This is a genomic window from Streptomyces sp. NPDC094032, from assembly GCF_040303965.1.
In the GTDB taxonomy this organism is placed as follows: Bacteria; Actinomycetota; Actinomycetes; order Streptomycetales; family Streptomycetaceae; genus Streptomyces.
Genome location: NZ_JBEOUE010000014.1, coordinates 172,631 through 199,011 on the forward strand (window position 1 = coordinate 172,631; position 26,381 = coordinate 199,011).

Consider the following 26,381-nt stretch of genomic DNA (forward strand, 5'->3'; position numbering starts at 1 on the left):
CGTACTTCCTTCGGGTGAGTTCGGGACAGAGGGGTGTGCGGTCGGTTCAGGTCTCAGTTCAGTTCTCTGCGTTCCAGCGCGCCGTCCACGAGCTCCCCTATCCGGGCGCTCGACCGGCGGGCCTCCAGATGGAGCCGCCCCACGTTGATCCGGGGCTCGGCGAGCAGGGTCAGGACGGCCGAGCCGCCCGCCGCGTACGTCGCCACATAGCCGTGCTCGCCCCGGACCAGGAGCTCGCGGAAGCCGCCCTGCCCGGTCGTCTCGGTGAGCCGCCGGCCGACGCCGAGGGCCGCCGCGGTCAGCGCGGCCACGCTCTCCGCCTCGCCGTCCACGGTGTCCCGGGCCAGCACCAGACCGTCGGCGCTGGCCGCGAGTGCCCCGGTGAGCTGCGGCAGGCGGGCCCGCAGCCGTCTCAGCTCGCCGAGGACCTCGGCTTCTGCGGTCATCAGTTGTCTCCTCTCGGCGCGCAGGCGCAGGGCACGCCTCATCACAGTGCTGCCTCCAGGGCGTCGCGGAGCCGGCGGAGCAGGGCGATGTCCGGGTCGGTGGCGACCTCGCCGACCCAGGCGGGCACGGCGGGCGGGTCGGGCGGCGGCGGTTCGCTCGGGGTCTCGACGAGCCCGGCCGCCGCGAGCCGTCGCACGTCGAGCAGCGTGTGGAAGGCGGGCCTGCCGAGCGCCCGCGCGATCTCCGCCGGGGTCCGCGCCCCGTCGGCCGCCGCGAGCAGCGCCCGCTGCCGGGCGCCCACCGGCTGACCGGGGGCGGCCGGGCGGGGCACGACGGGCGCGGTGTCGACGGCCGGGTAGGGCCAGACGCTGTCGAGGAGCTCGCGGCGGCGGACGGTCTCACGCTCGACGGCCTCGGCGTCGACCGGCCGCACCGCGCCGAACCAGTGCCCCACCCCGTACCGGAAGCGGCTCGGGCGGCTGGTGGGCGCGAGCGCGAAGAAGGCGGCGTCGAAGACGGCGCCGAGGTGGCAGATCTCCAGCTCGCCGTCGTGCAGCCGGCCGCTGTCGACCAGGAAGCGGCCGACGGCGCGGTGCGCCCCGGCCCGGTCCACGGCCTCGTCCCAGCGCTCGCGGGGCAGCCGTCCGCCGGTCGTGAGCAGCACGTCGAGGCCGGGCGCGGAGGGGCTCTCGGCGTGCACGACCCGGCCGTCGACGAGGTAGAGCGTGCCGTGGTCGCGGAGCAGGGCGCCGGTCGCCTTCTCGGCGGCGAGGCGGGTGAGCATCGGGGAGACGGTCATCCGAGGACCAGCCTCTCGGCGAGGTCGCCGAGCCGGATGCGGGCCAGGGCCAGGTTCCCCGCGTCGCGGTCGAGCCAGAGGTGCAGGAAGACGCTGCTGTCGAAGGCGGTCTCGACGAAGCGGAGCAGGTGGTAGCCGGTGCGGGTGGTGAGGATCAGGTCCTCGACGGGGGCGGCCTCGGGCACCGTCCCGCCGGGTGGCGACTCGAACTCGGCCGCCGCGCGGGCCAGTTCGGCGGTCTCGGCCGCCGTCGTCTCGTGGTCGCCGACCGGGGACTCGCCCGCCGAGCCGAGGGCCAGCCCACTGGTCCAGTCGACCAGCCAGGCGCCGCGCGCCCCCGGCAGGCCCATGGCCTCCAGTAGGCACTCGTCGATTCCGGGCACGCGAGATCCCCTCCCGATGCGGCGTGCGGGCGTACGGCAGTGATCGTGACGCTACTCAACGTCGCGGCCCGGGGGAGGGGTTCTGGCATTTTCCAGAGGAATTTGTCAGAGGCGTGCTAGGTCCGTCCGGAAGACGCCCCCGGGCCCGCCCTACGCCCGGCTCTCGACCGCCGCCGCGAGCTCCGCGAGGTCCTTGGCGAGGGCGCGGGCGACCGCCCGCGCGCCGAAGCGGCTGAGCAGCCGGGTGGCCAGGCCGGGCTTGCGGTCGTGGGCCGGGCGGGCGCTGAAGGTCATGCGCAGGGTGGTCGCCTCGGCCGAGACGGCCGGGCCCTCGGGGAGCAGGGCGATCTCGTTGACGTAGTGCATGCCGTGCGAGTCGGCGACGGTGACATAGCGCTCGGGCGGCTCGCAGGCGGTCACGGTCATCTCCTCCGTGGCCGCCTTGCCCATCATCCGCCGGGTCTCGCGCCAGCGGGTGCCCACCCCGAAACCGCCCTGGGTGAGCACCTCGACCTTCTCGACGCCGCTGAGCACCCGGGGCATGTCCCGCAGGTCGGTGATCGACTCCCAGACCCGCCCGGGGGAGGCGGCGACCCGGCGCTCGACGACCACGGAGGTGGTTCCTGTCATGGCTTCATGGGACCACCGCCGGGCCCTTCCCGCAGGAGCGCGCCGGGCCGGTCGCCGCCCGCCTCGGCCACGATCTCGTCGAGGCTCTGGGCCCTGCGGACGGTGCTGAAGGCGATGCCGCCGTCGTCCGTCGGGGTGAATCCGTGGACGGCGGGCCGGGGCAGGCTGTTGTACGCGTAGTGGTGGGCGAAGTAGTACGCGCCGGTGTCCGGCACGGCCACCACGTCGTCCGGCCGCAGCAGCGGCAGCGACCGCCCGGTGGCCAGCAGGTCCCCGGCGAAGCAGGCGGGTCCCGCCACGTCCTGGACGGTCTCCTCGCCGACCCGGGGGCGGCCCTGGGAGTCGTACGCGAGGACGCGCAGCGGCCAGGACTCGGGCGCGTACACCGTGCGGGTGGCGACCTGGACGCCGGCGTGGGTGACGGCGATCGGGCGCCCGCCGGAGACCTTGGTGTACTCGACGCGGGCCAGCACCGTGCCGTGCTTGGCGAGCAGCGAGCGCCCGAACTCGGTGACCAGGGCGTAGCGCCCGTCGAGCAGGCCGGGGACGGTGGCGGCGAGCAGGGCGGCGTACTCGGCGTAGCTGGGGGTCTCCTCGTCGGAGGCGAAGTTCACCGGGAGCCCGCCGCCGATGTCGAGGGTGTCGATCTGCTGCCGGCCGGCCTTGGCGTTGATCTCCTCGGCGAGCGCGTAGGCGGTGCCGACGCCCTCGGCCATCAGGGCGAGCGGGATGCCCTGGGAGCCGGTGTGGGTGTGCAGCCGGGTGAGCCAGGGGCGGTCGAGGTACGCCTGGACGACGGCCTCGCGGGCGCCGTCGTCGCGCAGCGCCACGCCGAACTTGGAGGTGGCGGTGGCGGTCGACAGGGCGCCGATGGACCCGGCGCCGATCTGCGGGTTCACCCGCAGGCCGAGCGGCGAGGCGGTGGGCGCGGAGGCGACCAGCGCGTCGAGCCTGGCCAGCTCCTGGAGGTTGTCGGCGTTGACGGCGATGCCCAGGGCGAGGGCCTGGCGCAGTTCGGCGGGGGTCTTGGCGGGGGAGTCCAGGACGGTACGGGCGGGTGGCACGCCGGCCGCGCGGGCCAGCGCGAGCTCGCCGGGGCTGGCCACCTCGACGCCGAGCCCCGCCTCGTACAGCAGGCGCAGCACGGGTACGAGCGGGGCGGCCTTCACGGCGAAGGCGTGCAGCACGGGGGCGTCGGTGACGGCGGCGAAGGCGCTGGTCAGGGCGGCGGCGGAGGCGCGGATGCCGTCGGTGTCGAGGAGCGCGACGACGGGTTCGGAGGGAGTGAGGAGTCCTTGTTCTACGGCGGCGCGGACGGCCTGGTCGCGACGTGAGGAAGCCATCTCCCCATCCCACCACCGGGTGGGGTGACGGCGCAGCTGTTGACTACTTCTATTCAGCCGGTCAGGATGTGAATATCTGAACCACATTCGAGGAGGCACCGCCATGTCAGGACCCCGCCCCGTACGGGCCCCGCGCGGTACGGAACTGAGCGCCCTGGGATGGCAGCAGGAAGCCGCCCTCCGGATGCTCCAGAACAACCTCGACCCCGAGGTCGCCGAGCACCCCGACAAGCTGGTCGTCTACGGCGGCACCGGCAAGGCCGCCCGCGACTGGCGCTCCTTCGACGCCATGGTCCGCACCCTGCGCACCCTCAAGCAGGACGAGACCATGCTGGTCCAGTCCGGCCGCCCGGTCGGCGTCATGCAGACCCACGAGTGGGCCCCGCGCGTCCTCATCGCCAACTCCAACCTGGTCGGCGACTGGGCCAACTGGGAGGAGTTCCGCCGCCTGGAGGCCCTCGGCCTCACCATGTACGGCCAGATGACCGCCGGGTCCTGGATCTACATCGGCACCCAGGGCATCCTCCAGGGCACCTACGAGACCTTCGCCGCCGTCGCCGCGAAGAAGTTCAACGGCACCCTGGCCGGGACCATCACCCTCACCGCCGGCCTCGGCGGCATGGGCGGCGCCCAGCCGCTCGCCGTGACGATGAACGACGGCGTCGCCATCTGTATCGACGTCGACCCGCGCGCCATCGAGCGCCGCATCGAGCACCGCTACCTGGACGTCAAGGCCGACAACCTCGCCCACGCGCTCCAGCTGGCGACCGAGGCCCGCGACGCCCGTCGCCCGCTCTCCATCGGCCTGCTCGGCAACGCCGCCGAACTGCTCCCGCAGATGCTCGCCGAGGGCGCCCCGATCGACATCGTGACCGACCAGACCTCGGCCCACGACCCGCTGTCCTACCTCCCGGTCGGCGTCGCCTTCGACGACATGGCCGACGCCGCCGCCAAGGACCCGGCCGGCTTCACCACCCGCGCCCGCGAGTCGATGGCCCGGCACGTCGAGGCCATGGTCGGCTTCATGGACGCGGGCGCCGAGGTCTTCGACTACGGCAACTCCATCCGCGGCGAGGCCCAGCTGGCCGGCTACGACCGCGCCTTCGCCTTCCCCGGCTTCGTCCCCGCCTACATCCGCCCGCTGTTCTGCGAGGGCAAGGGCCCGTTCCGCTGGGCCGCCCTGTCCGGCGAGGCCTCGGACATCCACAAGACGGACAAGGCGATCCTCGACCTCTTCCCGGAGAACGAGTCGCTGCACCGCTGGATCAAGATGGCCGGCGAGCGCGTCCACTTCCAGGGCCTGCCCGCCCGCATCTGCTGGCTCGGCCAGGGCGAGCGCGACAAGGCCGGCGACATGTTCAACGACATGGTCGGCAACGGCACCCTCGCCGCGCCCCTCGCCATCGGCCGCGACCACCTGGACTGCGGCTCGGTGGCCTCCCCGTACCGCGAGACCGAGGCCATGCTCGACGGCTCCGACGCCATCGCGGACTGGCCGCTCCTGAACGCCATGGTGAACGTCGCCTCCGGCGCGTCCTGGGTCTCCATCCACCACGGCGGCGGCGTCGGCATGGGCCGCTCCATCCACGCGGGCCAGGTTTCGGTCGCCGACGGCACCAAGCTGGCGGGCGAGAAGATCCGCCGCGTGCTCACCAACGACCCCGGCATGGGCGTCATCCGCCACGTCGACGCGGGCTACGACATCGCGGAGCGCGTCGCGGACGAGAAGGGCGTACGGGTGCCGATGCGCGAGGGTGACTCCGCGTGACCTCGCCTTCCGGCGCCGCCGAGGCACCCCGGGGCTCCCGGGGTGCCTCGGCGGGCACCTCCCCGACCTTCCACGCCATGTGGAACAGCCTCGCGCCGATCGGCCGCGACGCGGCCTCCGGCGGCTACCGCCGGCACGCCTGGACCGCGGCCGACGCCGACTGCCGGCTCTGGTTCCGGATGCAGGCGGAGGCCCGCCGCCTCGACGTCGAGACCGACCGCAACGGCAACCAGTGGGCCTGGCTCGGCGACCCCGCCGCCGGTGACGCCGTCGTCACCGGCTCGCACCTGGACTCCGTCCCCGACGGCGGCGCCTTCGACGGCCCGCTCGGCGTGGTGTCCTCCTTCGCCGCCCTCGACGAACTCCGCAGGCGCGGCGTCTCGTTCCGGCGGCCCCTCGCCATCGTCAACTTCGGCGACGAGGAGGGCGCCCGCTTCGGGCTCGCCTGCGTCGGCTCCCGGCTCACCTCCGGGCAGCTGACGAAGGAGAAGGCCTTCGAGCTGCGCGACGCCGACGGGATCAGCCTCCCGCAGGCGATGGAGGCCGCCGGATACGACCCCGAGGCCATCGGCGCGGACCCGGAGCGGCTCGCCCGCATCGGCGCCTTCGTCGAGCTCCACGTGGAGCAGGGCCGGGCCCTGGACCTGTCCGGCGACGCCGTGGGCATCGCCTCCGCCATCTGGCCGCACGGCCGCTGGCGGTACGACTTCGCGGGCGAGGCCAACCACGCGGGCACCACCCGGCTCGTGGACCGGCGCGACCCGATGCTCACGTACGCCGAGACGGTCCTGGCCGCCCGCCGCGAGGCCGAACTCGCGGGCGCCGTCGCCACCTTCGGCAAGATCGCCGTCGAGCCGAACGGCGTCAACGCGATCCCGTCCCTCGTGCGCGGCTGGCTCGACGCGCGCGCCGCCGACCAGGGCTCCCTGGACGCGCTCATCGCGGGCGTCGAGACGGCCGCGCGCGAGCACGCCGAGCGGGCCGGCATCGACCTCACCGTGGTCCGCGAGTCCTTCACCCCGGTCGTGGACTTCTCGCACGCGCTGCGCGACGAGCTGAGCCGGATCCTGCTGGACCGGACCGGCGACAAGGTCCCCGTCCTCGGAACGGGCGCGGGACACGACGCCGGAATCCTCTCCGCGTCGATCCCGACCGCCATGCTGTTCGTACGGAACCCCACGGGCGTCTCGCACTCCCCGGCCGAGTTCGCGGCCGAGGACGACTGCGTGGCGGGCGTCCTCGCACTCGCCGATGTACTGGAGGACCTGGCGTGCAGGTGACCACCTACTGGCTGGAGCACGCCTGGCTCGACACGAACGTCGAGCCGGGCGTGGCCCTGGACGTGTCGCCGGACGGCCGCATCGCCGCGGTCCGCACCGACGTCGCCACCCCGCCCCCAGGCGCGGTGGCCCTCCGCGGCCTGACGATCCCCGGCCTGGCCAACGCCCACTCGCACGCCTTCCACCGCGCGCTGCGCGGCACCGTCCAGGTGGGCTCCGGCACCTTCTGGACCTGGCGCGAGGTGATGTACACCGTCGCCCAACGCCTCACCCCCGACAGCTACTTCGCGCTCGCCCGCGCGGTGTACGCGGAGATGGCGCTGGCCGGCATCACGAACGTCGGCGAGTTCCACTACCTCCACCACGCGCCCGGCGGCACCCCGTACGCCGACCCCAACGCGATGGGCGAGGCGCTGATCGCGGCGGCGGGCGAGGCGGGCATCCGCATCACCCTCCTCGACACGGCCTACCTCTCCTCGGGCTTCGGCGCGGCCCCCGAGCAGCACCAGCTCCGCTTCACCGACGGCACGGCGGACGCGTGGGCGGAGCGGGTCTCGGCGCTGAAGGAGCGGGAGGGCGTCCGTATCGGCGCGGCGATCCACTCCGTACGGGCCGTCCCGGCCGACCAGCTGGCGACGGTCGCCGACTGGGCCCGGGGACGCCGGGCCCCGCTGCACGTCCACCTCTCCGAGCAGACGGCGGAGAACGACGCCTGCCTGGCGGCCCACGGCATGACCCCCACCCAGCTCCTGGCGGAGCACGGCGTCCTGGGCACGCGCACGACGGGCGTCCACAACACGCACCTCACCGACGGGGACGTGTCGTTGATCGGCTCGACCTCGACCGGCACCTGCATGTGCCCCACCACCGAACGCGACCTGGCCGACGGCATCGGCCCGGCGGCCGCCCTCCAGCGCGCCGGCTCGCCCCTCTCCCTGGGCAGCGACAGCCACGCGGTCGTCGACCTCCTGGAGGAGGCGCGCGCGATGGAACTGAACGAGCGCCTGCGCACCCGCACCCGAGGCCACTGGACGGCCGCCGCCCTCCTCCGCGCGGCGACGGCCGACGGCCACGCGGCCCTGGGCCTGCCGGACGCGGGCACCCTGGAGACGGGCTCCCTGGCCGACTTCGCGACGATCGCCCTGGACTCGGTCAGGACGGCCGGCCCGGTACCGCGCCTGGCAGCCGAGACGGCGGTATTCGCAGCGTCGGCAGCGGACGTCCGGCACACGGTCGTGGGCGGCCGCCACGTCGTACGCGACGGGGTACACGCGTCCGTCCCCGACGCGGGCCGAGCCCTCGCGGAGTCGATCGCGGCCCTCAGAGACTGACGGCCCGCCCGCCCACGCCGCCCCCGGTTGTGGGCAATCGTTCCGCAGGGCTGGGGGTCCCCCCGGACGAAGTCTGGGGGAGGGTGGGCACAACCACCCACCCGGCCGCACCCGCCCCACCCACGGAGAGCACTCATGACCACCACGCTCATCACGAACATCGCCAGCCTGGTCACCAACGACCCGACCCTGGGCGACGGTTCGCCCCTCGGCCTGCTGACGGACGCGGCCCTGGTCCTGGACGGCACCCAGGTGGCCTGGGCAGGCCCCGCCTCCCAGGCCCCCGCAGCCGACCGCCAGGTCGACGCGACCGGCCGCGCCGTGATCCCCGGCTTCGTCGACTCCCACTCGCACCTCGTCTTCGCGGGCGACCGCACCGCCGAGTTCAACGCGCGCATGTCGGGCCAGCCCTACAAGGCGGGCGGCATCCGTACGACGGTGGCGGCGACCCGCGCCGCCACGGACGCGGACCTCTCGGCGAACGTGGCCCGCTACATGAGGGAGGCCCTCCAGCAGGGCACGACCACTTTCGAGACGAAGTCCGGCTACGGCCTGACGGTCGAGGACGAGGCCCGCGCACTCCGCATCGCGGCGGAGCACACGGACGAGGTCACCTACCTGGGCGCCCACATCGTCTCCCCGGACTACGCCGACGACCCGGCGGCCTACGTGGACCTGGTGACGGGCGAGATGCTGGACGCCTGTGCCCCGTACGCCCGTTGGGTCGATGTCTTCTGCGAGAAGGGCGCCTTCGACGGCGACCAGGCGCGGGCGATCCTGACGGCGGGCAAGGCGAAGGGCCTCCTCCCGCGCGTGCACGCCAACCAGCTGTCGTACGGCCCCGGCGTCCAGCTCGCGGTCGAACTGGACGCGGCGAGCGCGGACCACTGCACGCACCTGACGGACGCGGACGTGGACGCCCTCGCCTCCGGCAACACGGTCGCGACCCTGCTCCCCGGCGCGGAGTTCTCGACGAGGGCGCAGTGGCCGGATGCCCGCCGCCTCCTGGACGCGGGCGTGACGGTCGCCCTGTCCACCGACTGCAACCCGGGCTCGTCCTTCACGTCCTCGGTCCCGTTCTGCATCGCCCTCGCGGTCCGCGACATGCGCATGACCCCCGACGAGGCCCTCTGGTCCGCCACGGCCGGCGGCGCGGCCGCCCTCCGCCGCACCGACGTCGGCCGCCTCACCCCCGGCACCCGAGCCGACCTCACCTTCCTGTCCGCCCCGTCCCACGTCCACCTGGCCTACCGCCCGGGCGTCCCGCTGGTGTCGGAGGTCTGGCGCGCGGGGGCGCGGGTGGCCTGACGGCGGGCGGCTCAGGCCAGCCAGAGCGCCGCGCGCCGGTGCCGGGCCGGGGGCACGTCCACGGCGTCGACCTCCCCGGCAGGGGAGTTGGCCAGCCGCACGACGACCCCCAGCCGCGCCCGGAGCCGCTGCCGGGCCCGGCGCTCCTCCACCGCCGCCATGCGCGCGACGGAGCGGTCCCGGCTGTGCCGGGGGAAGGAGTACACGGCCACGGTTCTTCTCCCGTGGCGGCGGTCGTACAGCACCACGGCATGCCAAGGATCGCCGGGACGACGCTTCCCGGCGATCCGGCCGTGCGAGGGCGGAACGTGATGGGCGGTACGCGACATGGCGACTCCGTCGGTAAGGATCGCCGCGTTCACTCCTCCGCCGTCAACCCCCTCCGCAGCCGCGCCAAGGTCCGGGAGAGGAGCCGGGACACGTGCATCTGGGAGATGCCGAGTTCCTCGCCGATCTCGGACTGGGTGAGGCCCGCGGTGAAGCGGAGGGAGAGGATGCGGCGGTCGCGGTGGGGGAGGGAGGCGATCATCGGTTTGAGGGACTCGATGTATTCGATGCCCTCGATGGCGTGGTCCTCGTAGCCGAGCCGGTCGGTGAGGGGGACGGTGTCGGATTCCTCGGGTGGGGCGTCCAGGGAGCTCGCCGTGTACGCGTTGGCGGCGGCCATGCCCTCGACGACCTCGTCGGGGGTGATGTCCAGGGCGCGGGCGAGTTCGTCGACGGTGGGGGAGCGGTCGAGGCGCTGGGCCAGCTCGTCGCCGGTCCTGGCGAGGGCGATGCGGAGTTCCTGGAGGCGGCGCGGGACGTGCACCGACCACGAGGTGTCGCGGAAGAAGCGCTTGATCTCGCCGATGATGGTCGGCATCGCGAAGGTGGGGAACTCGACGCCCCGGGCCAGTTCGAAGCGGTCGATCGCCTTGATGAGGCCGATGGTGCCGACCTGGACGATGTCCTCCATCGGCTCGCTGCGGGTGCGGAACCGTGAGGCGGCGAACTTCACCAGGGCCAGGTTGAGTTCGATCAGGGTGTTGCGGACGTACGCGTACTCGTGGGTGCCCTCCTCCAGCTCGCCGAGGCGGGCGAAGAGGTCCTTGGACAGGGCGCGCGCGTCGTGCGGCGCGATCTCGTCCAGGGGCGGGATCCGCGGGAGGTCCGCGAGCTCCGGGACGTCCAGCCGGGGTGGCATGGTCTCCTCCATCGTTGTTCTCTCGCTGCGGTGTGCGGCGCCTCCAAGCCGGCCATGTGGAACGTGTCCTTCTAGCCCTACCCGCTCCGACCCGATGGTTGCAAGTGGCAATTGTCTGATTTGGTAGGGAATGGGAGGGGGTTGGGTGCGGTGGGGCGGGGCGCGCTTGTATGGTTCGGGGCATGTACCGCCAGCACATCGGCAGCGCACCCGGGCGGTTCCGGGTCGAGGTCCGCACCGTGGGGGCGAGCGAGGTGCTCACCCCGGTGGGTGAGCTCGATCACCACACCGCCGCACTGTTGCGCGCGCCACTCGACCGGGCCCTCGACGAGGGACGCTCCCGCCTCGTACTCGACTGCTCGCGGCTCGACTTCTGCGACTCCACCGGGCTCAACGTGCTGCTCGGCGCCCGCCTGAGGGCGGACGCCGCGGGCGGCGGGGTCCATCTCGCGGGCATGCCGCCCGCGGTGGCCCGGGTCTTCGAGATCACCGGGGCGGACGCCGTCTTCACCGTGCACGAGTCGCTCGAAGCCGCGCTTCCCGACTGAGGCCGCCCGGCCGGCCCGACTCCCTGTCCTGAACTCGCAATCGGTTGAATCGGTGAGGTGAAGCGTTGAAGGAGACCGCCTCCGGCGACCCCGAGGTCCGCACCCTCGCCCTCGGGGCGGCCAGTGGCACCGTCCCGCTGGCCCGCGACTTCACCCGGCAGGCGCTCCTCGACTGGGGCTGGCTCCCGGCCGCCACCGCCGACCGCAGGGCCGCCGCCGAGGACGTCCTGCTCGTGGTCTCCGAACTCGTCACCAACGCCTGCCTGCACGCCGAGGGCCCGGAGAGCCTGCGCGTGCTGCGGCTCGCCGAGGTGCTGCGCCTCGAAGTCGCCGACCGGGGCGCCGGCCAGCCCGCCCCGCGCACCCCGCACCGCGCCGGACGCCCCGGCGGACACGGCATGTTCATCGTGCAGCGGCTCTGCCGCGCCTGGGGCATCGACCGCACCCCGGGCGCCCCCGGCAAGACGGTCTGGGCCGAACTCGCCGCGCCCGCATAGGACTTTCACTTCCCTCTCTCTTCCCTCCGCAAGACCCCCGGCGTACCTTGACGGCCAATCTGATAGATCGTCAGTTACGCGGTGAGGGGTGCTCAAGGTGCCGAACCGGAAAAGAACGGCCGGTGCGCTGACGGCGGCGATGACGGTGGCGGGCGCGACGGTCCTGCTCACCGCCCCCGCCGCCCACGCGGCGGTCGTCGACGTCAACTACGCCTGCGAGACGAAGATCGGCCCCAAGGGTGCGGTCTCGCCCGTCGACATCACCGCCGTCAAGAGCGGCGGTTCGTACACGATCACCATGTCCTTCCAGAAGGGCGTCTCCGACAGCCCCATCGAACTCCCGAAGGGCGTCATGACCCCGCGCGCCGACATCGTCGTCGGCGGCGCGGACAGCGGCAAGGTCCAGGTGAAGGGCGTCCCCAACACGGCCGCCATCCCGCCGAACACCCCCATCAGCATCGGGCGGTTGACGGGCACGTACACCCCGAAGAAGAGCGGCAAGGTCACCTTCACCGCCGGGGTCCTCACCGTCCACGCGCTCGGCATGGACGCCGCCGTCTGCACCCCCAAGAACAACCCCAAGCCCGCCCTGGAACTGGACGTCACGGCGGCCGGCGGCTCAGGCGGAGGCGACTCCGGCGGCTCCGGCGACTCGGGCGGCTCCGGCGGCACGGGCACCCTGCCCAAGACCGGCCCGCTCGACTCGGCCGTCGCCCTCGGCACCCTCGGCGGCACCGTGCTGCTGACCGGCGCGGCCGGGGTGCTCTGGCTCACCCGGCGCACGGCACACTGATGCGGACGGCGTGGGCCGGCACCGGGGCCGCCGCGCTCGCCCTCCTCGGGGCGGTCGGCGCGGCCCCCGCACCCGGCTGGACGGCGGCGCCCGCCGCGGGACGCCCGTACGTCTACCTGGAGGGCGCCGCCGGCAGCGTGCTCCAGGACACCCTGTCCGTCACCAACCCGGGCGCCCGCCCGCTCACCGTCCGGCTCACCGGCCAGGGCGCCCGCGTCGCCTTCGCCGCCCGGACCGTCACCGTGCCCGCCAGGACCCGCGCGGACGTGCCCTTCGCGGTGACCGTCACCGCCGACACCCCGCCCGGCGACCTGCGCGGCACCGTCCGCGCCGGCGCCGACGGACGCGAAACGCTCGTCCCGCTCCTGCTGCGGGTCAGCGGACCCCGGCTCGCCGCGCTCACCGTCGAGGACGTCCGCGTCGACCGGGCCGGCACCCTGCACTACACGCTCGTCAACCGCGGCAACACCCTGCTCGCCCCGCGCCTGGCCGTCCGCGCCGACGGCGTCCTCGGCCGCCGGCTCGTCGACCGGCCCGAACGCCCGCTGCCGCTGACCCTGCGCCCCGGCGAGCGGGCCGCCCGCACCGAAGCCTGGCCCGACCCGCCCGCCCTGGACTCGGTCACCGTCCGGGTGACGGCCACCGCCCCCGGCGCGGCCCCCGCGACGGCCGCCGCGGACACCGTCTTCGCCTCCGTGGCGGGCGTCGGCGCCGCGGCCGCCGCCCTGCTCGGGCTGTCCGGCGCGACCGCGTACGCGATACGGAGGACCCGATGAGCTCCACGAGGCCGACCAGGCCGCCGAGGCCGCTGCGTACCGGCACGGCCGCCGCCCTGCTCGCCGCGCTGCTGTTCGCCCTGCTGCCCGCCGCCCCCGCGGCGGCCGAGGCGGCTCCCAAGGTCGCGCTCTCGCAGAGCGAGGGCGGCAAGGGCGGCGAGCTCACCGTCAGCGGCTCAGGCTGGAAGCCGGGCGCCCTGCTCATGCTGCTGATCTGCGGCCAGGGCGCCCCCGGCAAGGGCGTCATCGGCGGCACCAACTCCTGCGCCAACGCCGACGGCCGGGCCGCCACCGTCGACGCCAAGGGCGCCTTCAGCCAGAAGCTGCCGGTCGCCGAACCGCCCAAGCCCTGCCCCTGCGTGGTGCACGTGGCCGGGGTCACCGGCCAGCAGGACGTCGTGGACGTCGCGTTCACCGTCGCCGGGCACCCCACGGCGCCGCTGCCCGAGCCGACCGGCGGCGGCCGGCTCGCCGTGCTCGCCACCGTACGGCTCGAAGGCTCCAGCGGCGTCCTCGTCTGGTTCGGCGCCCCGCCCCGCCGCGAGGTGGTCTTCACCGTCGGCAACCTCGGCCAGACCCCGGTCAAGGACCCGGTCTTCGAGGTCGGCTCCAGCCACGGCGTCTTCTCGCCGCAGTACGAGGAGCGGCAGTGGCGCGGCACCCTCGCGCCCGGCCGCAAGGCCCTGATCCGGCTGCCCGTCGAGCTGTCGGCGGGCGCCCACGGCGACTACCAGGTGTCCGTACGGTACGGCGGCAAGGTGCTGGTCGAGCAGCCGTGGGGCGTCGGGCGCCCGTGGGGCGTCACGCTCTTCTGGCTGCTGCTCGCGGTGGTCGTCCCGGCGGCCCTCTTCCGGATCGGCATGGCGGTCGTCGACCGGACCCGCCCGCAGGGCCGCCGACGGCAGCGGCAGCGGCCGCACCCCCACCGGGTGCCGGACCGCGCCCCCGTGCCCGTACCGCCGGCGACCGCCGGTGACGAACAGCCGACCGCGGTCCTGCCGTGGTTCACCCCCCATTCCGCACCGTCAGAGAACAGTCCGACGACGAAGGGACAGTCGTGAGCACGACACGCACGACCCGGAGGACGCTCGCGGCGGGCGTCGCGCTGATGCTCGGCGGCGCGGGAATCCTGCTGACCGCGAGCCCCGCGCTGGCCGCCGAGGTCTCCTACAAGACCGAGTGCATCCCGCCCTCGATCTCCGGCCTCCCGCCGGTGCAGGGCACCACCACGGTGCAGATCACGGCACCGGCGCAGGCCAAGGTGGGCGACGAGGTCGAGGTGGTCTGGAAGACGGTCGTGGCCGCCTCCAAGAACCCCGACGTCCTCGACCTGGACAAGGACACCGTCAAGCCGACCGGCACGATCAAGGTGGGCGGCGCGGGGAGCGGGACCCTGTCCATGGAGGGGCCGCGGCAGAATCCGCCGATCAAGAAGAACAGCCCGATGATCCTGCCGGAGATGAAGGGCAAGCTGAAGCTGGACAAGGCGGGCGACATCACGCTGACGCCCGACAAGTACACGATCAACGTGTCCAAGCCGATCTCGACGGACACGAAGTGCTCGCCGAAGGAGTCGGTCGGGGCCGCGGCCACGATCAAGGTGACGGACGGCGGGGGCACGACGAGCTCCGGCGGGTCGACGACGACGTCGGGCGGGTCGACGACCACCTCCGGCGGGTCCACGACGACGTCGGGAGGCTCCACGACCACGTCGGGAGGCTCCACGACGACGTCCGGCGGCGGCACCACCACCACGTCGGGTGGGTCCACGACCACCTCCGGCGGCGGCACTTCCGGTGGGGGCGGTGGTCAGACCGACTTCCCCGGCAAGCAGGTCTCGGTGAACATGGCCTGCACGTCGCCCGGCCCCGCCTCGATCGCCTCCAAGGTGACCATCGACGCCAAGAAGAGCGGCGGCTCCTACGCCCTCACCGTCAAGACCGGGAAGGGCGTCATGAACAGCCCGGCCCCGCTCCCCAAGGGAGGCCTCACACCGTCCATGGTGATCAAGATCGGTGGCGCCGACAGCGGCACCGTGACCGTCACCGGCACCCCGAACCCGGCCCCCCTGGAGGCCGGAAAGCCGGTCGACCTCACCGACATGACCGGCACGTACAAGCCGGGCGCGACCGGCAAGGCCACGCTCAGCCCCGGTGACCTGACCATCAACGTCACGCTCGGCGGCGCGAAGATCGTCATCCCCTGCAAGGTCCAGGGCGCCTCCCCGGTCTCCCTGGAGCTCGACACCACCAAGCAGGCCGGCGGCGCGGCCGGAGGCTCCGGGAACTCCGGGGCCAACGGGGGCTCCGGCGGGGGCGACGACCTCGCCCACACCGGCGCCGACGACACCGGCGCCCTGCGCGCCCTCGCCCTGGTGGCGGGCACGGTGATCCTGCTCGGCGGGGCCGTGTTCACCTTCACCCCGTGGGCCCGTCTGCGGCGCTAGGCGGAAACGGCGGAGGGCCGCCGCACCGAATCGGTGCGGCGGCCCTCCGTGCGTACTGCGGGACCGGGCTCGGTCAGTGGACGCTGCCCATGAGCGCCTGGACCTTCTTGCGGTACATGAAGACCGCGAAGCCGGCCAGGACGGCGCCTGTCGCCTGGAGCGCGATGATCCCTGTGCCGTTCAGGTCCACACCGGCCAGCGAGAGCAGACCCGTGGTGCAGTCACCGGCGGTGACGGCGAGGAACCAGACACCCATCATCTGGGAGGCGTACTTCTGCGGGGCCATCTTCGTGGTGACGGAGAGGCCGACGGGGGAGAGGCACAGCTCACCGATGGTCTGGATCATGTAGATCGAGACGAGCCACATCGGGGAGACCTTGGTGCCGTCGCCCGCCATGTTCATCGGGACGATGAAGACGAAGAAGGACGCGCCGACCAGGACCAGGCCCATCGCGAACTTCACGACGGTGTTGGGCTCCTGGTTCTTGCGGGAGAGCCACAGCCACAGCCAGGCGAAGACCGGGGCCAGCGCCATGACGAAGAGCGGGTTCAGCGACTGGTACCAGGTGGCCGGGAAGCCGAAGCCGAAGACGGTGTCCGCGGTCTTGCCGTCGGCGAACAGGGCCAGCGTCGAACCGCCCTGGTCGTAGATCATCCAGAAGACGGCGGCGGCGACGAAGAACCAGATGTAGCCGGTCATCCGCGACTGCTCGCTCTTGTCGAGGTCCTTGTCGCGCTTGATGCGCGTCAGGACGGCGACCGGGATGATCAGGCCGGCGAGCGTGATCGGGACGAGCGCCCAGTTCAGGGTGTAGATGCCGAGCGCGACGATGGCGCCGTAGAAGACGGCGGCGAGGGCGACGACGACGGCGACCTTGACCAGGATGCCCTTGCGCTCCGCCGGGGAGAGCGGGTTCGGGACGATGTTGCTCTTCGGGCTCAGGCTCTTGGTGAAGGCCAGGAAGCAGGCGAGGCCGACACCCATGCCGACCGCGGCCAGCGCGAAGCCGAGGTGCCAGTTGACCTTCTCGCCCAGCGTGCCGACGGCGAACGGGGCGATGAAGGCGCCCAGGTTGATGCCGATGTAGAAGAGCGTGAAGCCACCGTCACGGCGCGGGTCGTCCGGGCCGTTGTAGAGGTGGCCGACCATCGTCGAGATGTTGGCCTTGAGCAGACCGGAGCCGACGGCGACCAGCGCCAGACCGGCGAAGAACGCCGCTTGGCCGGGGATCGCCAGCGAGGCGTGGCCCGCCATGATCACGAAACCGGCGATGGCGACCGTCTTGCGGGCACCCCAGACACGGTCGCCGAACCAGCCACCGGGCATGGCCATCAGGTAGACCATCGACACGTACACGGAGTAGATCGCCGTGGCCGTGGCCGCCGTCATGGCGAGACCGCCGCCCTGGCTGCCCGTGGCCGCGTCCGTGCCGCCGGAGACCAGGTACAGGACGAGAAGGGCCCTCATGCCGTAGTAGGAGAAACGCTCCCACATCTCGGTGAAGAAGAGGGTGGCCAGACCACGGGGGTGGCCGAGGAAGGTCTTCTCGGAACCGGAGGTTCCGTCGGAAGCCTTCGTCAGGCTGGACGCCATGTCGATCCTTGCTCTGTCGGGACGCGCGCTTCGTGAGCGGGGTGCGCCCGGTGGGGGAGGCCGGCACCGGGGGAGCGCGGTCGCACCTCCCCGGGATCCACGCCCCGACGCTTCATCGCGTTCGGGACCCGGCCCACAGGTCATTCACTGTTCCCAAGACTGCCGAGGCACGTCTTGTGCAGAAAAGAGACCCTTGGCGTGTGAACACGGCCAAAGGTCCCCGATTACCGCTACAGAACTCTCGACACCATACGACACGACAGTGCCGGATATGGAAGGACTTGAGAGATGGATCACAGGTAGCGACGGAACCAACTTCCTTCAATCGAAGGTCATCAGCAGGTTACGCGCCAAGATCCAGAGGCGTTGCGCACGGCCGAAGGATCACGCCCCGGCAGCGCCGCCGTGCGGACTACCATCACCCCATGACCCGTGTACTGCTCGCCGAGGACGACGCCTCCATCTCGGAACCGCTGGCCCGCGCCCTGCGGCGGGAGGGATACGAGGTCGAGGTGCGGGAGGACGGTCCGACCGCCCTCGACGCCGGACTCCAGGGCGGGGTCGACCTGGTCGTGCTCGACCTCGGCCTGCCCGGCATGGACGGCCTGGAGGTCGCCCGCCGGCTGCGCGCCGAGGGCCACACCGTGCCGATCCTGGTCCTCACCGCCCGCGCCGACGAGGTCGACACGGTGGTCGGACTCGACGCCGGCGCCGACGACTACGTCACCAAGCCCTTCCGCCTCGCCGAGCTGCTGGCCCGCGTCCGGGCCCTGCTCCGGCGCGGCGCCACCGAGCCGGCCGTCGCCCCCACCACCCACGGCGTACGGATCGACGTCGAGTCGCACCGCGCCTGGATGGGCGACGAGGAGCTCCAGCTCACCGCCAAGGAGTTCGACCTGCTCCGGGTGCTGGTCCGCGACGCGGGCCGGGTGGTCACCCGCGACCAGCTGATGCGCGAGGTCTGGGACACCACCTGGTGGTCCTCCACCAAGACCCTCGACATGCACATCTCCTGGCTGCGCAAGAAGCTGGGCGACGACGCGGCCAACCCCCGCTACATCGCCACGGTCCGGGGCGTCGGCTTCCGCTTCGAGAAGAGCTGACGCTCCCTCCGCCCGAAGAGAGCTGAGTCCGCCCCGCCATGCGCCGCCGCCTGATCAACTCCACGCTCGCCGTGGTGCTCGTCGTCATCGCCGTCTTCGGGGTCTCCCTGGTGATCGTCGAGTCCCGCACCATCTCCAACAGCGCCCAGGAGAGCGTGGACTCCGAGGCGCTGCGGATCGTCTCCATCGTCGACAGCCGGCTCATCGGCGGGGAGCCGGTCAACCCCGACATCCTGGCCGAGCAGAGCGGCGCCAAGCGGTACGCCCGGATCACCATCCCCGGCCGCGACGCCATCGAGATCGGCGCCCGCCCCAGCGGCCAGGTCATCCGGGGCCTCGCCGAGGGCGAGCGCGGCGAGACGGTGACCGTCGAGGAGGCCCGCTCGGTCGTCACCGACGAGGTCGCCCGCACCCTGATGATCATCGCGGGCGTGGCGCTGCTGTGCGTGGTGGCGGCCGTGCTCCTCGCCGTACGGCAGGCGAACAAGCTGGCCTCGCCGCTCACCGACCTCGCCGAGACCGCCGAGCGGCTCGGCTCCGGCGACCCGCGCCCCCGGCACAAGCGGTACGGGGTGCCCGAGCTGGACCGGGTCGCGGACGTCCTGGACAACTCGGCCGAGCGGATCGCCCGGATGCTCACCGCCGAGCGCCGGCTCGCCGCCGACGCCTCCCACCAGCTCCGTACGCCCCTCACCGCCCTCTCCATGCGCCTGGAGGAGGTCGCCATGTCCGACGACCTCGACACGGTCCGGGAGGAGGCGACGATCGCGCTCACCCAGGTCGAGCGGCTGACCGACGTGGTCGAGCGGCTGCTCACCAACTCGCGCGACCCCCGTACGGGCTCCGCCGTCGCCTTCGACCTGGACGAGGTCATCAAGCAGCAGATCGAGGAGTGGCGCCCCGCCTACCGCAGCGCGGGCCGGGCCATCGTGCACTCCGGCAAGCAGGGCATGCGGGCCGTCGGCACCCCGGGCGCGGTCGCCCAGGTCCTGGCGGCGCTCATCGAGAACTCGCTCATGCACGGCGGCGGCACGGTCGCGCTGCGCACCCGGGTCACCGGCAACCAGTCCGTGATCGAGGTCACCGACGAGGGCCCCGGCGTCCCCGCCGACCTCGGGGCGCGGATCTTCGAGCGGGCGGTCAGCGGGCGCAGCTCCACGGGCATCGGCCTCGCGGTCGCCCGGGACCTCGCGGAGGCCGACGGCGGGCGTCTGGAGCTGCTCCAGCAGCAGCCGCCGGTGTTCGCCCTCTTCCTCGGCCGCGAGGTCCGCAGCCGCACGGAGTCGGAACGCGAACGCCCGGTCCGCTGAGCGGACCGGGCGTTCTCGGTCTGTCGGTGCGGCCGGGATCAGACCCGGTCGGGCTGCTTGCGCCCGCTCTGGCGGGGCGCCTGCTCCAGGAACGATTCGGCGGTCTGCACCGCCTCCTTCGCGGGCAGCGCCTTGAAGACCCAGGTCCGGTAGGACCAGAAGCGGAACAGCGTGGCGACGCCGATGCCGAAGAACTTGAAGAAGTTGCTCGCCAGCGGGGTGTCCCAGCCGAAGCCGTACGTCGCCGCGTAGAGCACGCCGTTCTCGATCACCATGCCGACGGCGCTGAACAGCAGGAACAGGGTCAGTTCCTTGGTCCGGCCGGACTTGTCGCGGTCGCGGTACGTGAAGTAGCGGAACCCCACGTAGTTGAAGGCGATGGCCACCGCCGTGGCGATGATGCTCGCCCGGACCACGGGGAGGTCGGTGAGGTGGCGGACCAGGTTGAAGACGGCCAGGTTCACCAGCACGCCAAGGCCGCCGACCACGCCGAACTTGGCGACCTCGCGGACGAGGCGGTCCAGTCGCATGCGCAGGGCGCCGGGTTCACTCATCGTGATGGCTCTGTCCCGTCCGTTTCGGAGGTGTTCCGGCCGACGCCCGGACGGCGTCAACCAAACCATGCTAACCAGCGCTCCTGTCACCCGCCTGTGTTGCTCGCGATCCGTGGGCGAACCCACTCCCGGCTGTGACAAAACACAGCCGGACGAGTGTCCGGAACTTGTGCGGATACCCTAAGAGGGTGACGTTCCCGGTAGTCGGCATGGTCGGTGGCGGTCAGCTCGCCCGTATGACCCACGAGGCGGGTATCCCCCTCGGCATCAAGTTCAAGCTGCTCAGTGACACCCCGCAGGACTCGGCGGCCCAGGTGGTGAGCGAGGTCGTGCTCGGCGACTATCGCGACCTGGACACGCTGCGTGACTTCGCGCGCGGCTGCGACGTGATCACTTTCGATCACGAGCACGTGCCCGCGGAGCACCTGGCGGCCCTGGAGGCGGACGGCGTCGTCGTCCGCCCCGGCCGTGCGGCCCTCGCGCACGCCCAGGACAAGGGGGTGATGCGGGCGAGGCTCGACGCGATCGGCGCGCCCGGCCCGCGGCACCGCCTGGTCGCGGACCCGGCCGACGCGGCGGCCTTCGCCGCCGAGGGCGAGGGCTTCCCGATCATCCTGAAGACCGTGCGCGGCGGCTACGACGGCAAGGGCGTCTGGTTCGTGCGCTCGGAGGCGGACGCACACGACGCCTTCAAGGCGGGCGTGGCGGTCCTCGCGGAGGAGAAGGTCGACTTCGCGCGCGAGCTCGCCGCGAACATCGTCCGCTCCCCGCACGGGCAGGCCGTCGCCTACCCGGTCGTGGAGTCGCGGCAGGTCGACGGCGTCTGCGACACCGTCATCGCGCCCGCCCCCGACCTCTCCGCCGAGCTTGCGGGACAGGCCCAGGAGCTGGCCCTCCGCATCGCCAAGGAGCTGGACGTCGTCGGCCACCTCGCGGTCGAGCTCTTCGAGACCCGCGACGGCCGCATCCTCGTCAACGAGCTCGCCATGCGCCCGCACAACTCCGGCCACTGGACCCAGGACGGCGCGGTCACCTCGCAGTTCGCCAACCACGTCCGGGCCGTCCTCGACCTTCCGCTGGGCGACCCGCGCCCCCGCGCGAAGTGGACCGTGATGTGCAATGTTCTCGGTGGCGACTTCCCGGACATGTACTCCGCGTACCTGCACTGCATGGCCAGGGACCCGCAGCTGAAGATCCACATGTACGGCAAGGACGTGAAGCCCGGCCGCAAGGTGGGCCACGTCAACACCTACGGCGACGACCTGGACGACGTGCTGGAGCGCGCCCGCCACGCCGCCGACTACCTGCGAGGAACGATCGTTGAGTAATCCGCTCATTGGCATCGTCATGGGGTCCGACTCGGACTGGCCCGTCATGGAGGCCGCCGCGCAGGCCCTCGACGAGTTCGAGATCGCGTACGAGGTCGACGTCGTCTCCGCGCACCGCATGCCGCGCGAGATGATCGCGTACGGCGAGCAGGCCGCCGAGCGCGGTCTGAAGGCGATCGTCGCGGGCGCCGGCGGCGCGGCGCACCTGCCGGGCATGCTGGCCTCGGTCACCCCGCTGCCCGTGATCGGCGTCCCCGTGCCGCTGAAGTACCTCGACGGCATGGACTCGCTCCTCTCCATCGTGCAGATGCCGGCCGGGGTCCCGGTCGCCACCGTCTCGGTCGGCGGCGCCCGCAACGCGGGCCTCCTCGCCGCCCGGATCCTCGCCACGCACGACCCCGAACTCCTCGCCCGCATGCGGGACTTCCAGCAGGAGCTGAACGACCAGGCGACCGAGAAGGGCAAGCGGCTGCGGGCCAAGGTCGAGGGCGCGGAGTCCTTCGGGTTCGCCCGATGAGCGCGGCCGATCGCCTCGCGGAGGCGCGGGAACTCCTCGCCTCCGCCCCGGTCGTCGACGGGCACAACGACCTGCCCTGGGCGCTGCGCGAGCACTGCGGCTACGACCTCGACAAGCTGGACATCGCCACCGACCAGAGCGGCTCGCTCCACACCGACCTGGCCCGGATGCGGGCCGGCGGCGTCGGCGCCCAGTTCTGGTCGGTCTACGTGCCCTGCCGGCTCACCGGCGACAACGCGGTCAGCGCCACCCTGGAGCAGATCGACGTCGTCGACCAGCTCCTGGAGCGGTACGCGGCGGATCTCGCGCCCGCGCTCACCGCGGACGACATGGAGGCGGCCCGCGAGGACGGCCGGATCGCCTCCCTCAAGGGCGCCGAGGGCGGCCACTCGATCAACAACTCCCTCGCCACCCTGCGCGCCCTGCACACCCTGGGCGTGCGGTACATGACGCTCACGCACAACGACAACAACGACTGGGCGGACTCGGCCACCGACGCGCCCCGGCACGGCGGTCTGACCGCCTTCGGCCGCGAGGTCGTCCGCGAGATGAACCGGACCGGCATGCTGGTCGACCTTTCGCACGTCGCCGCCACCACCATGCGCGACGCGCTGGACACCAGCGTCGCGCCGGTGATCTTCTCGCACTCGTCCTCCCGCGCCGTCTGCGACCACCCGCGCAACATCCCGGACGACGTCCTGGAGCGGCTGCCCGCCAACGGCGGTGTCGCGATGGCGACCTTCGTGCCGAAGTTCATCCTCCCCGCGGCGGTGGAGTGGACGGCCCGCGCCGACGCCAATCTGCGCGCGCACGGCTTCGACCACCTCGACACGACCGCCGAGGCGATGAAGCTGCACCGCGCCTTCGAGGCGGAGCACCCGCGCCCGGTCGCGACGGCCGCCACGGTCGCCGACCACCTCGACCACATGCGCCAGGTCGCGGGCATCGACCACATCGGCATCGGCGGCGACTACGACGGCACCGCCTTCACCCCGGCCGGCCTCGACGACGTCGCGGGCTACCCGAACCTGGTCGCGGAGCTCCTCACCCGCGGCTGGTCCCACCAGGACCTGGCCAAGCTGACCTGGTCCAACGCGGTCCGGGTGCTGCGCGACGCGGAGGCGGTGGCCCGCGAGCGGCGCGCGCTGCGGGGCCCGTCGGTGGCGACGATCGCGACGCTGGACGCGTAAGAAAACTGGCTGATCGTCAGAAGGGGCCCCGCCACGGCGGGGCCCCTTCGGCGTCCCCGTCCCCATCCCCCGAACGGCTCAGCCCGGCGCGCCCGCCCCCCGGCCCGATGGCACGGTTGACCGTACTGCCTAGTAGTACGGAGTTGAGTCACCCATGGCAGATCTGCTCGACGATCCCACCACCACGACGTTCACCGTCGCCCACGCCGCGTCCGCGGGCGACCAGGATCCCCCCGAACATCCCCGGCCCCTCGACGAGTCGACCCGTGCGCGCGCCCTGCTCGCGGCGCAGCCGGTCGTCGAGGGGCACACGGAACCGCCCCGCGTGCTCGACCCGGACGACCTGTCGCCGGTCCGGGCGCCGGAGGCGGGAGCCCAGCTCTGGTCGCTGCGCGTGGGCGCGGACGAGGGCGTGCTCGGCACCCTGCGCCGGATCGACGCGATCCGCGCGCTGGTGGCCGCCTTCCCCGAGGAGCTGCGCCTGGCGTACACGACCTCCGAGATGGCCCACGCCCGCAACTGCGGCCGGGTGGCCGCGCTGCTCGGGCCGGTGAGCTGGGAGGCGGTCGGCGGTTCGGTCGCCGCGCTCCGGGCGTACCACGCGCTCGGCGTACGGGCCGTCGGCCTCACCCGCTTCGACCGCTTCGCCCGTGAGGCGATACGGGAGATGAACCGCCTCGGTCTCACCGTGGACCTCGCGGGGGCCGACCCCGACACCGTCCGTCAGACCCTCAGGGTGGGCCGGGCCCCGGTCCTGCTCACCCGCGCGGAACCCGACGGCATGCCGGACGACGTGCTGCGCCTGCTGGGCGAGAACGGCGGCGTCTGCATGGTGCCGGTCACACCGGACGCGTCGGCCACGGCCGACACCCTCGACCGCCTGCGAACCCTGGCGGGCCCCGGCGCGACCGGCCTCTCCCACACCACCGACCCGACCCAGGGCTACACCCCCCTCTTCGCGGAACTCCTCCGCAGAGCCTGGCCCATCCAGGACCTGATAGCCCTCTCCCACGCCAACACCACCCGCACCCTGAGAGAGACGGAGTTCCACGCGAGAACTACGCGACTGAAGGCCGCGTGACCGACGGCAAGGGGCCCGACCGCACCCGCGGCCGGGCCCCGCCGTTCCGTAGGCCGCGCCGCCCCGCCCGTGTGGGCAATCGTCCCGCTGGGGCGGGACGGGTGGGCACACGGGACGGCGCGCTTAGCGGCGCCTCCGCTCCCCGCGCCTAGACCCGCACCCCCTCAGGCCCGAGGCCGCCCCATCGCCCGATACGTCCACCCGGCCTCGCGCCACCGCTCAGGATCCAACGCGTTACGCCCATCCAGGATCACGGGGGAGGCGACCACACCGGCCAACTCCACCGGATCCACCCCATCCCGAAACTCCCGCCACTCGGTCAGATGCAGCACCACATCCGCCCCCCGCACCGCCTCGACCACCGACTCCGCATACCCCAGCGTGGGAAACAGCCGCCGAGCGTTGTCCATCCCCTTGGGGTCGTAGACGGTCACCTGACCGCCCTGAAGATGGATCTGCCCCGCCACATTCAGCGCGGGCGAGTCCCGCACATCGTCCGAGTCCGGCTTGAAGGCCGCACCGAGAACGGCGACCCGCTTGCCGAGGAAGCCCCCGCCCAGCGCCTCCCGCGCCATCTCCACCATGGACGCCCGCCGCCGCATGTTGATGGAGTCGATCTCGCGCAGGAAGGTCAGCGCCTGGTCCGCCCCCAGCTCCCCGGCCCGCGCCATGAAGGCCCGGATGTCCTTGGGCAGGCACCCGCCGCCGAAACCGATCCCGGCCCGCAGGAACTTCGCGCCGATCCGCTCGTCGTGCCCGATCGCCTCCGCCAGCTTGGCGACATCGCCGCCGGCCGCCTCGCAGACCTCGGCCATCGCGTTGATGAAGGAGATCTTCGTGGCGAGGAAGGAGTTGGCGGAGGTCTTCACCAGCTCGGCGGTCGGATAGTCGGTCACCACGAACGGCGACCCCTCCGCCACCGGCACCGCGTACACCGTGCGCAGCAGCTTCTCGGCGAGCTCGCCCCGCGCGCCCTCGGCGACACCGACCACGACCCGGTCCGGGTGCAGGGTGTCCTGCACGGCGAAGCCCTCGCGGAGGAACTCCGGGTTCCAGGCCAGCTCGACGCCCTCGGGCAGCAGCCCGGCGAGCCGCTGCGCCGAGCCGACCGGCACGGTCGACTTGCCGACGACGAGCGCGCCCTCACGCACCACGCCGGCCAGCGAGGAGAAGGCGGCGTCGACGTACGACATGTCGCAGGCGTACTCGCCGTGCTTCTGCGGCGTGTTCACGCAGACGAAGTGGACGTCGCCGAACGCGCCGACCTCCTCCCAGGAGGTGGTGAACCGCAGCCGCCCGCTGGACCCCTCGATCCCCTCCACGTGGCGCGCGAGCAGCTCTTCGAGCCCCGGTTCGTACATCGGCACCCGGCCGGAGGCGAGCAGCTCGATCTTCTCGGGCACGACATCGAGCCCGAGGACCTCGAAGCCGAGCTCAGCCATGGCCGCGGCGTGCGTGGCGCCGAGGTATCCGGTGCCGATCACGGTGATCTTGAGGGCCATGCGGGACTCCCTGTGCGTACGGGCGGGAAATGCCTGCCCGAGCATAGTCGGGGCCTGGATCGAGGCCCGGTCACGCCCTACCCTTTGGGTTACTTAACGGTAGTTAGCAAGCGGCAGGGAAGTGAGTGGGCATGTCGGGTTCCAAGGACTTCGATCTGTATCGCCCGGCGGAGGAGCACGACATGCTCCGTGAGTCGGTCCGTGCGCTGGCGGAGGCGAAGATCGCGCCGTTCGCCGCGGCGGTGGACGAGGAGGGCCGCTTCCCGCAGGAGGCCCTGGACGCGCTGGTCGCGGCCGACCTGCACGCCGTCCACGTCCCCGAGAGCTACGGCGGCGCCGGCGCCGACGCCCTCGCCACGGTCATCGTGATCGAGGAGGTCGCCCGCGCCTGCGGCTCCTCCTCGCTGATCCCGGCGGTCAACAAGCTGGGCTCGCTGCCGGTCATCCTCTCCGGCTCCGAGGAGCTCAAGGCCAAGTACCTCGCCCCCCTGGCCAAGGGCGACGCCATGTTCTCCTACGCACTCTCGGAGCCGGACGCGGGCTCCGACGCCGCCGGCATGAAGACCCGCGCTGTACGCGACGGCGACTTCTGGATCCTCAACGGCGTCAAGCGCTGGATCACCAACGCCGGCGTCTCCGAGTACTACACCGTCATGGCCGTCACCGA

General features: G+C 72.7%; 27 protein-coding genes. 17 read left to right on the forward strand and 10 right to left on the reverse strand.

Annotated features, from left to right (window positions below; all coding sequences use genetic code 11):
- Positions 1-53 precede the first annotated feature (53 nt).
- From ABTZ54_RS21235 to ABTZ54_RS21255, 5 genes are all read right to left on the reverse strand, one after another.
- The gene (locus ABTZ54_RS21235; RefSeq protein ID WP_502997287.1) at positions 54-488 is read right to left on the reverse strand and encodes a roadblock/LC7 domain-containing protein; all 435 of its coding nucleotides are present in this window, start codon (positions 486-488) and stop codon (positions 54-56) included.
- Positions 488-1,246 (reverse strand): transcriptional regulator, encoded by a 759-nt coding sequence (locus ABTZ54_RS21240; protein ID WP_351665433.1) that lies wholly within the window; start codon positions 1,244-1,246, stop codon positions 488-490. The genes ABTZ54_RS21235 and ABTZ54_RS21240 overlap by 1 nt, the downstream gene beginning before the upstream one ends.
- Positions 1,243-1,629: a hypothetical protein gene (locus tag ABTZ54_RS21245; RefSeq protein WP_351665434.1), complete on the reverse strand. Its 387-nt coding sequence runs from the start codon at positions 1,627-1,629 to the stop codon at positions 1,243-1,245. The genes ABTZ54_RS21240 and ABTZ54_RS21245 overlap by 4 nt, the downstream gene beginning before the upstream one ends.
- 150 nt (positions 1,630-1,779) lie before the next feature.
- Positions 1,780-2,259, reverse strand: coding sequence for an SRPBCC family protein (locus ABTZ54_RS21250; protein ID WP_351665435.1), 480 nt, complete (start codon positions 2,257-2,259; stop codon positions 1,780-1,782).
- Entirely contained in the window at positions 2,256-3,602 is a 1,347-nt protein-coding gene (locus ABTZ54_RS21255; protein WP_351665437.1) for a type III PLP-dependent enzyme domain-containing protein, read from the reverse strand. Before ABTZ54_RS21255 ends, ABTZ54_RS21250 begins: the two co-directional genes overlap by 4 nt.
- A 103-nt stretch (positions 3,603-3,705) precedes the next feature.
- Between ABTZ54_RS21255 and hutU the strand changes: the two genes are divergently transcribed.
- The 4 genes from hutU to hutI all read left to right on the forward strand — a co-directional run bounded on the left by hutU (position 3,706) and on the right by hutI (position 9,289).
- Positions 3,706-5,370: a urocanate hydratase gene (gene hutU, locus ABTZ54_RS21260; RefSeq protein WP_351665439.1), complete on the forward strand. Its 1,665-nt coding sequence runs from the start codon at positions 3,706-3,708 to the stop codon at positions 5,368-5,370.
- Between the two features lie 77 nt (positions 5,371-5,447).
- Positions 5,448-6,650 carry an allantoate amidohydrolase gene (locus ABTZ54_RS21265; RefSeq protein WP_351665497.1) on the forward strand — a complete coding sequence of 401 codons (1,203 nt, stop codon included), beginning with the start codon at positions 5,448-5,450 and terminating at the stop codon, positions 6,648-6,650.
- A complete protein-coding gene (locus tag ABTZ54_RS21270) occupies positions 6,641-7,981 on the forward strand; it encodes a formimidoylglutamate deiminase (protein WP_351665441.1) in 1,341 nt (446 codons plus the stop codon). Before ABTZ54_RS21265 ends, ABTZ54_RS21270 begins: the two co-directional genes overlap by 10 nt.
- A 135-nt stretch (positions 7,982-8,116) precedes the next feature.
- Positions 8,117-9,289 (forward strand): imidazolonepropionase, encoded by a 1,173-nt coding sequence (gene hutI / locus ABTZ54_RS21275; RefSeq protein ID WP_351665443.1) that lies wholly within the window; start codon positions 8,117-8,119, stop codon positions 9,287-9,289.
- 11 nt (positions 9,290-9,300) lie between these two features.
- Here hutI and ABTZ54_RS21280 read toward each other — a convergent pair whose 3' ends face one another.
- Positions 9,301-9,501 carry a hypothetical protein gene (locus ABTZ54_RS21280; protein ID WP_351665445.1) on the reverse strand — a complete coding sequence of 67 codons (201 nt, stop codon included), beginning with the start codon at positions 9,499-9,501 and terminating at the stop codon, positions 9,301-9,303.
- Between the two features lie 146 nt (positions 9,502-9,647).
- Positions 9,648-10,487 (reverse strand): RNA polymerase sigma factor SigF, encoded by an 840-nt coding sequence (locus tag ABTZ54_RS21285; RefSeq protein ID WP_502997288.1) that lies wholly within the window; start codon positions 10,485-10,487, stop codon positions 9,648-9,650.
- Positions 10,488-10,657: 170 nt separating this feature from the next.
- Here ABTZ54_RS21285 and ABTZ54_RS21290 point away from each other — a divergent pair, with 170 nt between their 5' ends.
- The 6 genes from ABTZ54_RS21290 (at position 10,658) to ABTZ54_RS21315 (ending at position 15,535) form a co-directional block, all read left to right on the forward strand.
- A complete protein-coding gene (locus ABTZ54_RS21290) occupies positions 10,658-11,023 on the forward strand; it encodes an STAS domain-containing protein (RefSeq protein WP_351665449.1) in 366 nt (121 codons plus the stop codon).
- Between the two features lie 65 nt (positions 11,024-11,088).
- Positions 11,089-11,520 (forward strand): ATP-binding protein, encoded by a 432-nt coding sequence (locus tag ABTZ54_RS21295; RefSeq protein ID WP_351665451.1) that lies wholly within the window; start codon positions 11,089-11,091, stop codon positions 11,518-11,520.
- Between the two features lie 97 nt (positions 11,521-11,617).
- Positions 11,618-12,313 carry a peptidase gene (locus tag ABTZ54_RS21300; protein WP_351665453.1) on the forward strand — a complete coding sequence of 232 codons (696 nt, stop codon included), beginning with the start codon at positions 11,618-11,620 and terminating at the stop codon, positions 12,311-12,313.
- Positions 12,313-13,089, forward strand: a complete 777-nt coding sequence (locus tag ABTZ54_RS21305) for a COG1470 family protein (protein ID WP_351665455.1) — start codon at positions 12,313-12,315, stop codon at positions 13,087-13,089. The genes ABTZ54_RS21300 and ABTZ54_RS21305 overlap by 1 nt, the downstream gene beginning before the upstream one ends.
- Complete coding sequence (locus ABTZ54_RS21310) at positions 13,086-14,150, forward strand: hypothetical protein (RefSeq protein WP_351665457.1); 1,065 nt, start codon at positions 13,086-13,088, stop codon at positions 14,148-14,150. Before ABTZ54_RS21305 ends, ABTZ54_RS21310 begins: the two co-directional genes overlap by 4 nt.
- A 47-nt stretch (positions 14,151-14,197) precedes the next feature.
- The gene (locus ABTZ54_RS21315) at positions 14,198-15,535 is read left to right on the forward strand and encodes a hypothetical protein (protein ID WP_351665499.1); all 1,338 of its coding nucleotides are present in this window, start codon (positions 14,198-14,200) and stop codon (positions 15,533-15,535) included.
- A 73-nt stretch (positions 15,536-15,608) separates the two neighbouring features.
- Here ABTZ54_RS21315 and ABTZ54_RS21320 read toward each other — a convergent pair whose 3' ends face one another.
- Positions 15,609-17,129 carry a peptide MFS transporter gene (locus ABTZ54_RS21320; RefSeq protein ID WP_351665459.1) on the reverse strand — a complete coding sequence of 507 codons (1,521 nt, stop codon included), beginning with the start codon at positions 17,127-17,129 and terminating at the stop codon, positions 15,609-15,611.
- 425 nt (positions 17,130-17,554) lie between these two features.
- On the opposite strand from ABTZ54_RS21320, the gene ABTZ54_RS21325 reads away from it, so the two are divergent.
- Together ABTZ54_RS21325 and ABTZ54_RS21330 are read left to right on the forward strand one after the other, a co-directional pair.
- Complete coding sequence (locus ABTZ54_RS21325) at positions 17,555-18,232, forward strand: response regulator transcription factor (RefSeq protein WP_046910107.1); 678 nt, start codon at positions 17,555-17,557, stop codon at positions 18,230-18,232.
- Between the two features lie 38 nt (positions 18,233-18,270).
- A complete protein-coding gene (locus ABTZ54_RS21330) occupies positions 18,271-19,542 on the forward strand; it encodes a sensor histidine kinase (protein ID WP_351665461.1) in 1,272 nt (423 codons plus the stop codon).
- Between the two features lie 38 nt (positions 19,543-19,580).
- Here ABTZ54_RS21330 and ABTZ54_RS21335 read toward each other — a convergent pair whose 3' ends face one another.
- Positions 19,581-20,096: a GtrA family protein gene (locus ABTZ54_RS21335; protein ID WP_351665463.1), complete on the reverse strand. Its 516-nt coding sequence runs from the start codon at positions 20,094-20,096 to the stop codon at positions 19,581-19,583.
- Positions 20,097-20,284: 188 nt separating this feature from the next.
- On the opposite strand from ABTZ54_RS21335, the gene ABTZ54_RS21340 reads away from it, so the two are divergent.
- The 4 genes from ABTZ54_RS21340 to ABTZ54_RS21355 all read left to right on the forward strand — a co-directional run bounded on the left by ABTZ54_RS21340 (position 20,285) and on the right by ABTZ54_RS21355 (position 24,212).
- Complete coding sequence (locus ABTZ54_RS21340) at positions 20,285-21,424, forward strand: 5-(carboxyamino)imidazole ribonucleotide synthase (RefSeq protein WP_351665465.1); 1,140 nt, start codon at positions 20,285-20,287, stop codon at positions 21,422-21,424.
- 19 nt (positions 21,425-21,443) lie between these two features.
- Positions 21,444-21,941: a 5-(carboxyamino)imidazole ribonucleotide mutase gene (gene purE / locus ABTZ54_RS21345; protein WP_351665501.1), complete on the forward strand. Its 498-nt coding sequence runs from the start codon at positions 21,444-21,446 to the stop codon at positions 21,939-21,941.
- A complete protein-coding gene (locus ABTZ54_RS21350; RefSeq protein WP_351665467.1) occupies positions 21,938-23,131 on the forward strand; it encodes a dipeptidase in 1,194 nt (397 codons plus the stop codon). The genes purE and ABTZ54_RS21350 overlap by 4 nt, the downstream gene beginning before the upstream one ends.
- A gap of 154 nt (positions 23,132-23,285) precedes the next feature.
- Entirely contained in the window at positions 23,286-24,212 is a 927-nt protein-coding gene (locus tag ABTZ54_RS21355) for a membrane dipeptidase (RefSeq protein WP_351665469.1), read from the forward strand.
- Between the two features lie 164 nt (positions 24,213-24,376).
- Here the strand turns inward: ABTZ54_RS21355 and ABTZ54_RS21360 are convergent, their stop codons facing one another.
- Entirely contained in the window at positions 24,377-25,714 is a 1,338-nt protein-coding gene (locus tag ABTZ54_RS21360; protein WP_351665471.1) for a UDP-glucose dehydrogenase family protein, read from the reverse strand.
- A gap of 131 nt (positions 25,715-25,845) precedes the next feature.
- Here ABTZ54_RS21360 and ABTZ54_RS21365 point away from each other — a divergent pair.
- Positions 25,846-26,381: acyl-CoA dehydrogenase family protein (locus tag ABTZ54_RS21365; protein WP_351665473.1), on the forward strand; the 536-nt coding region annotated here is incomplete at its 3' end.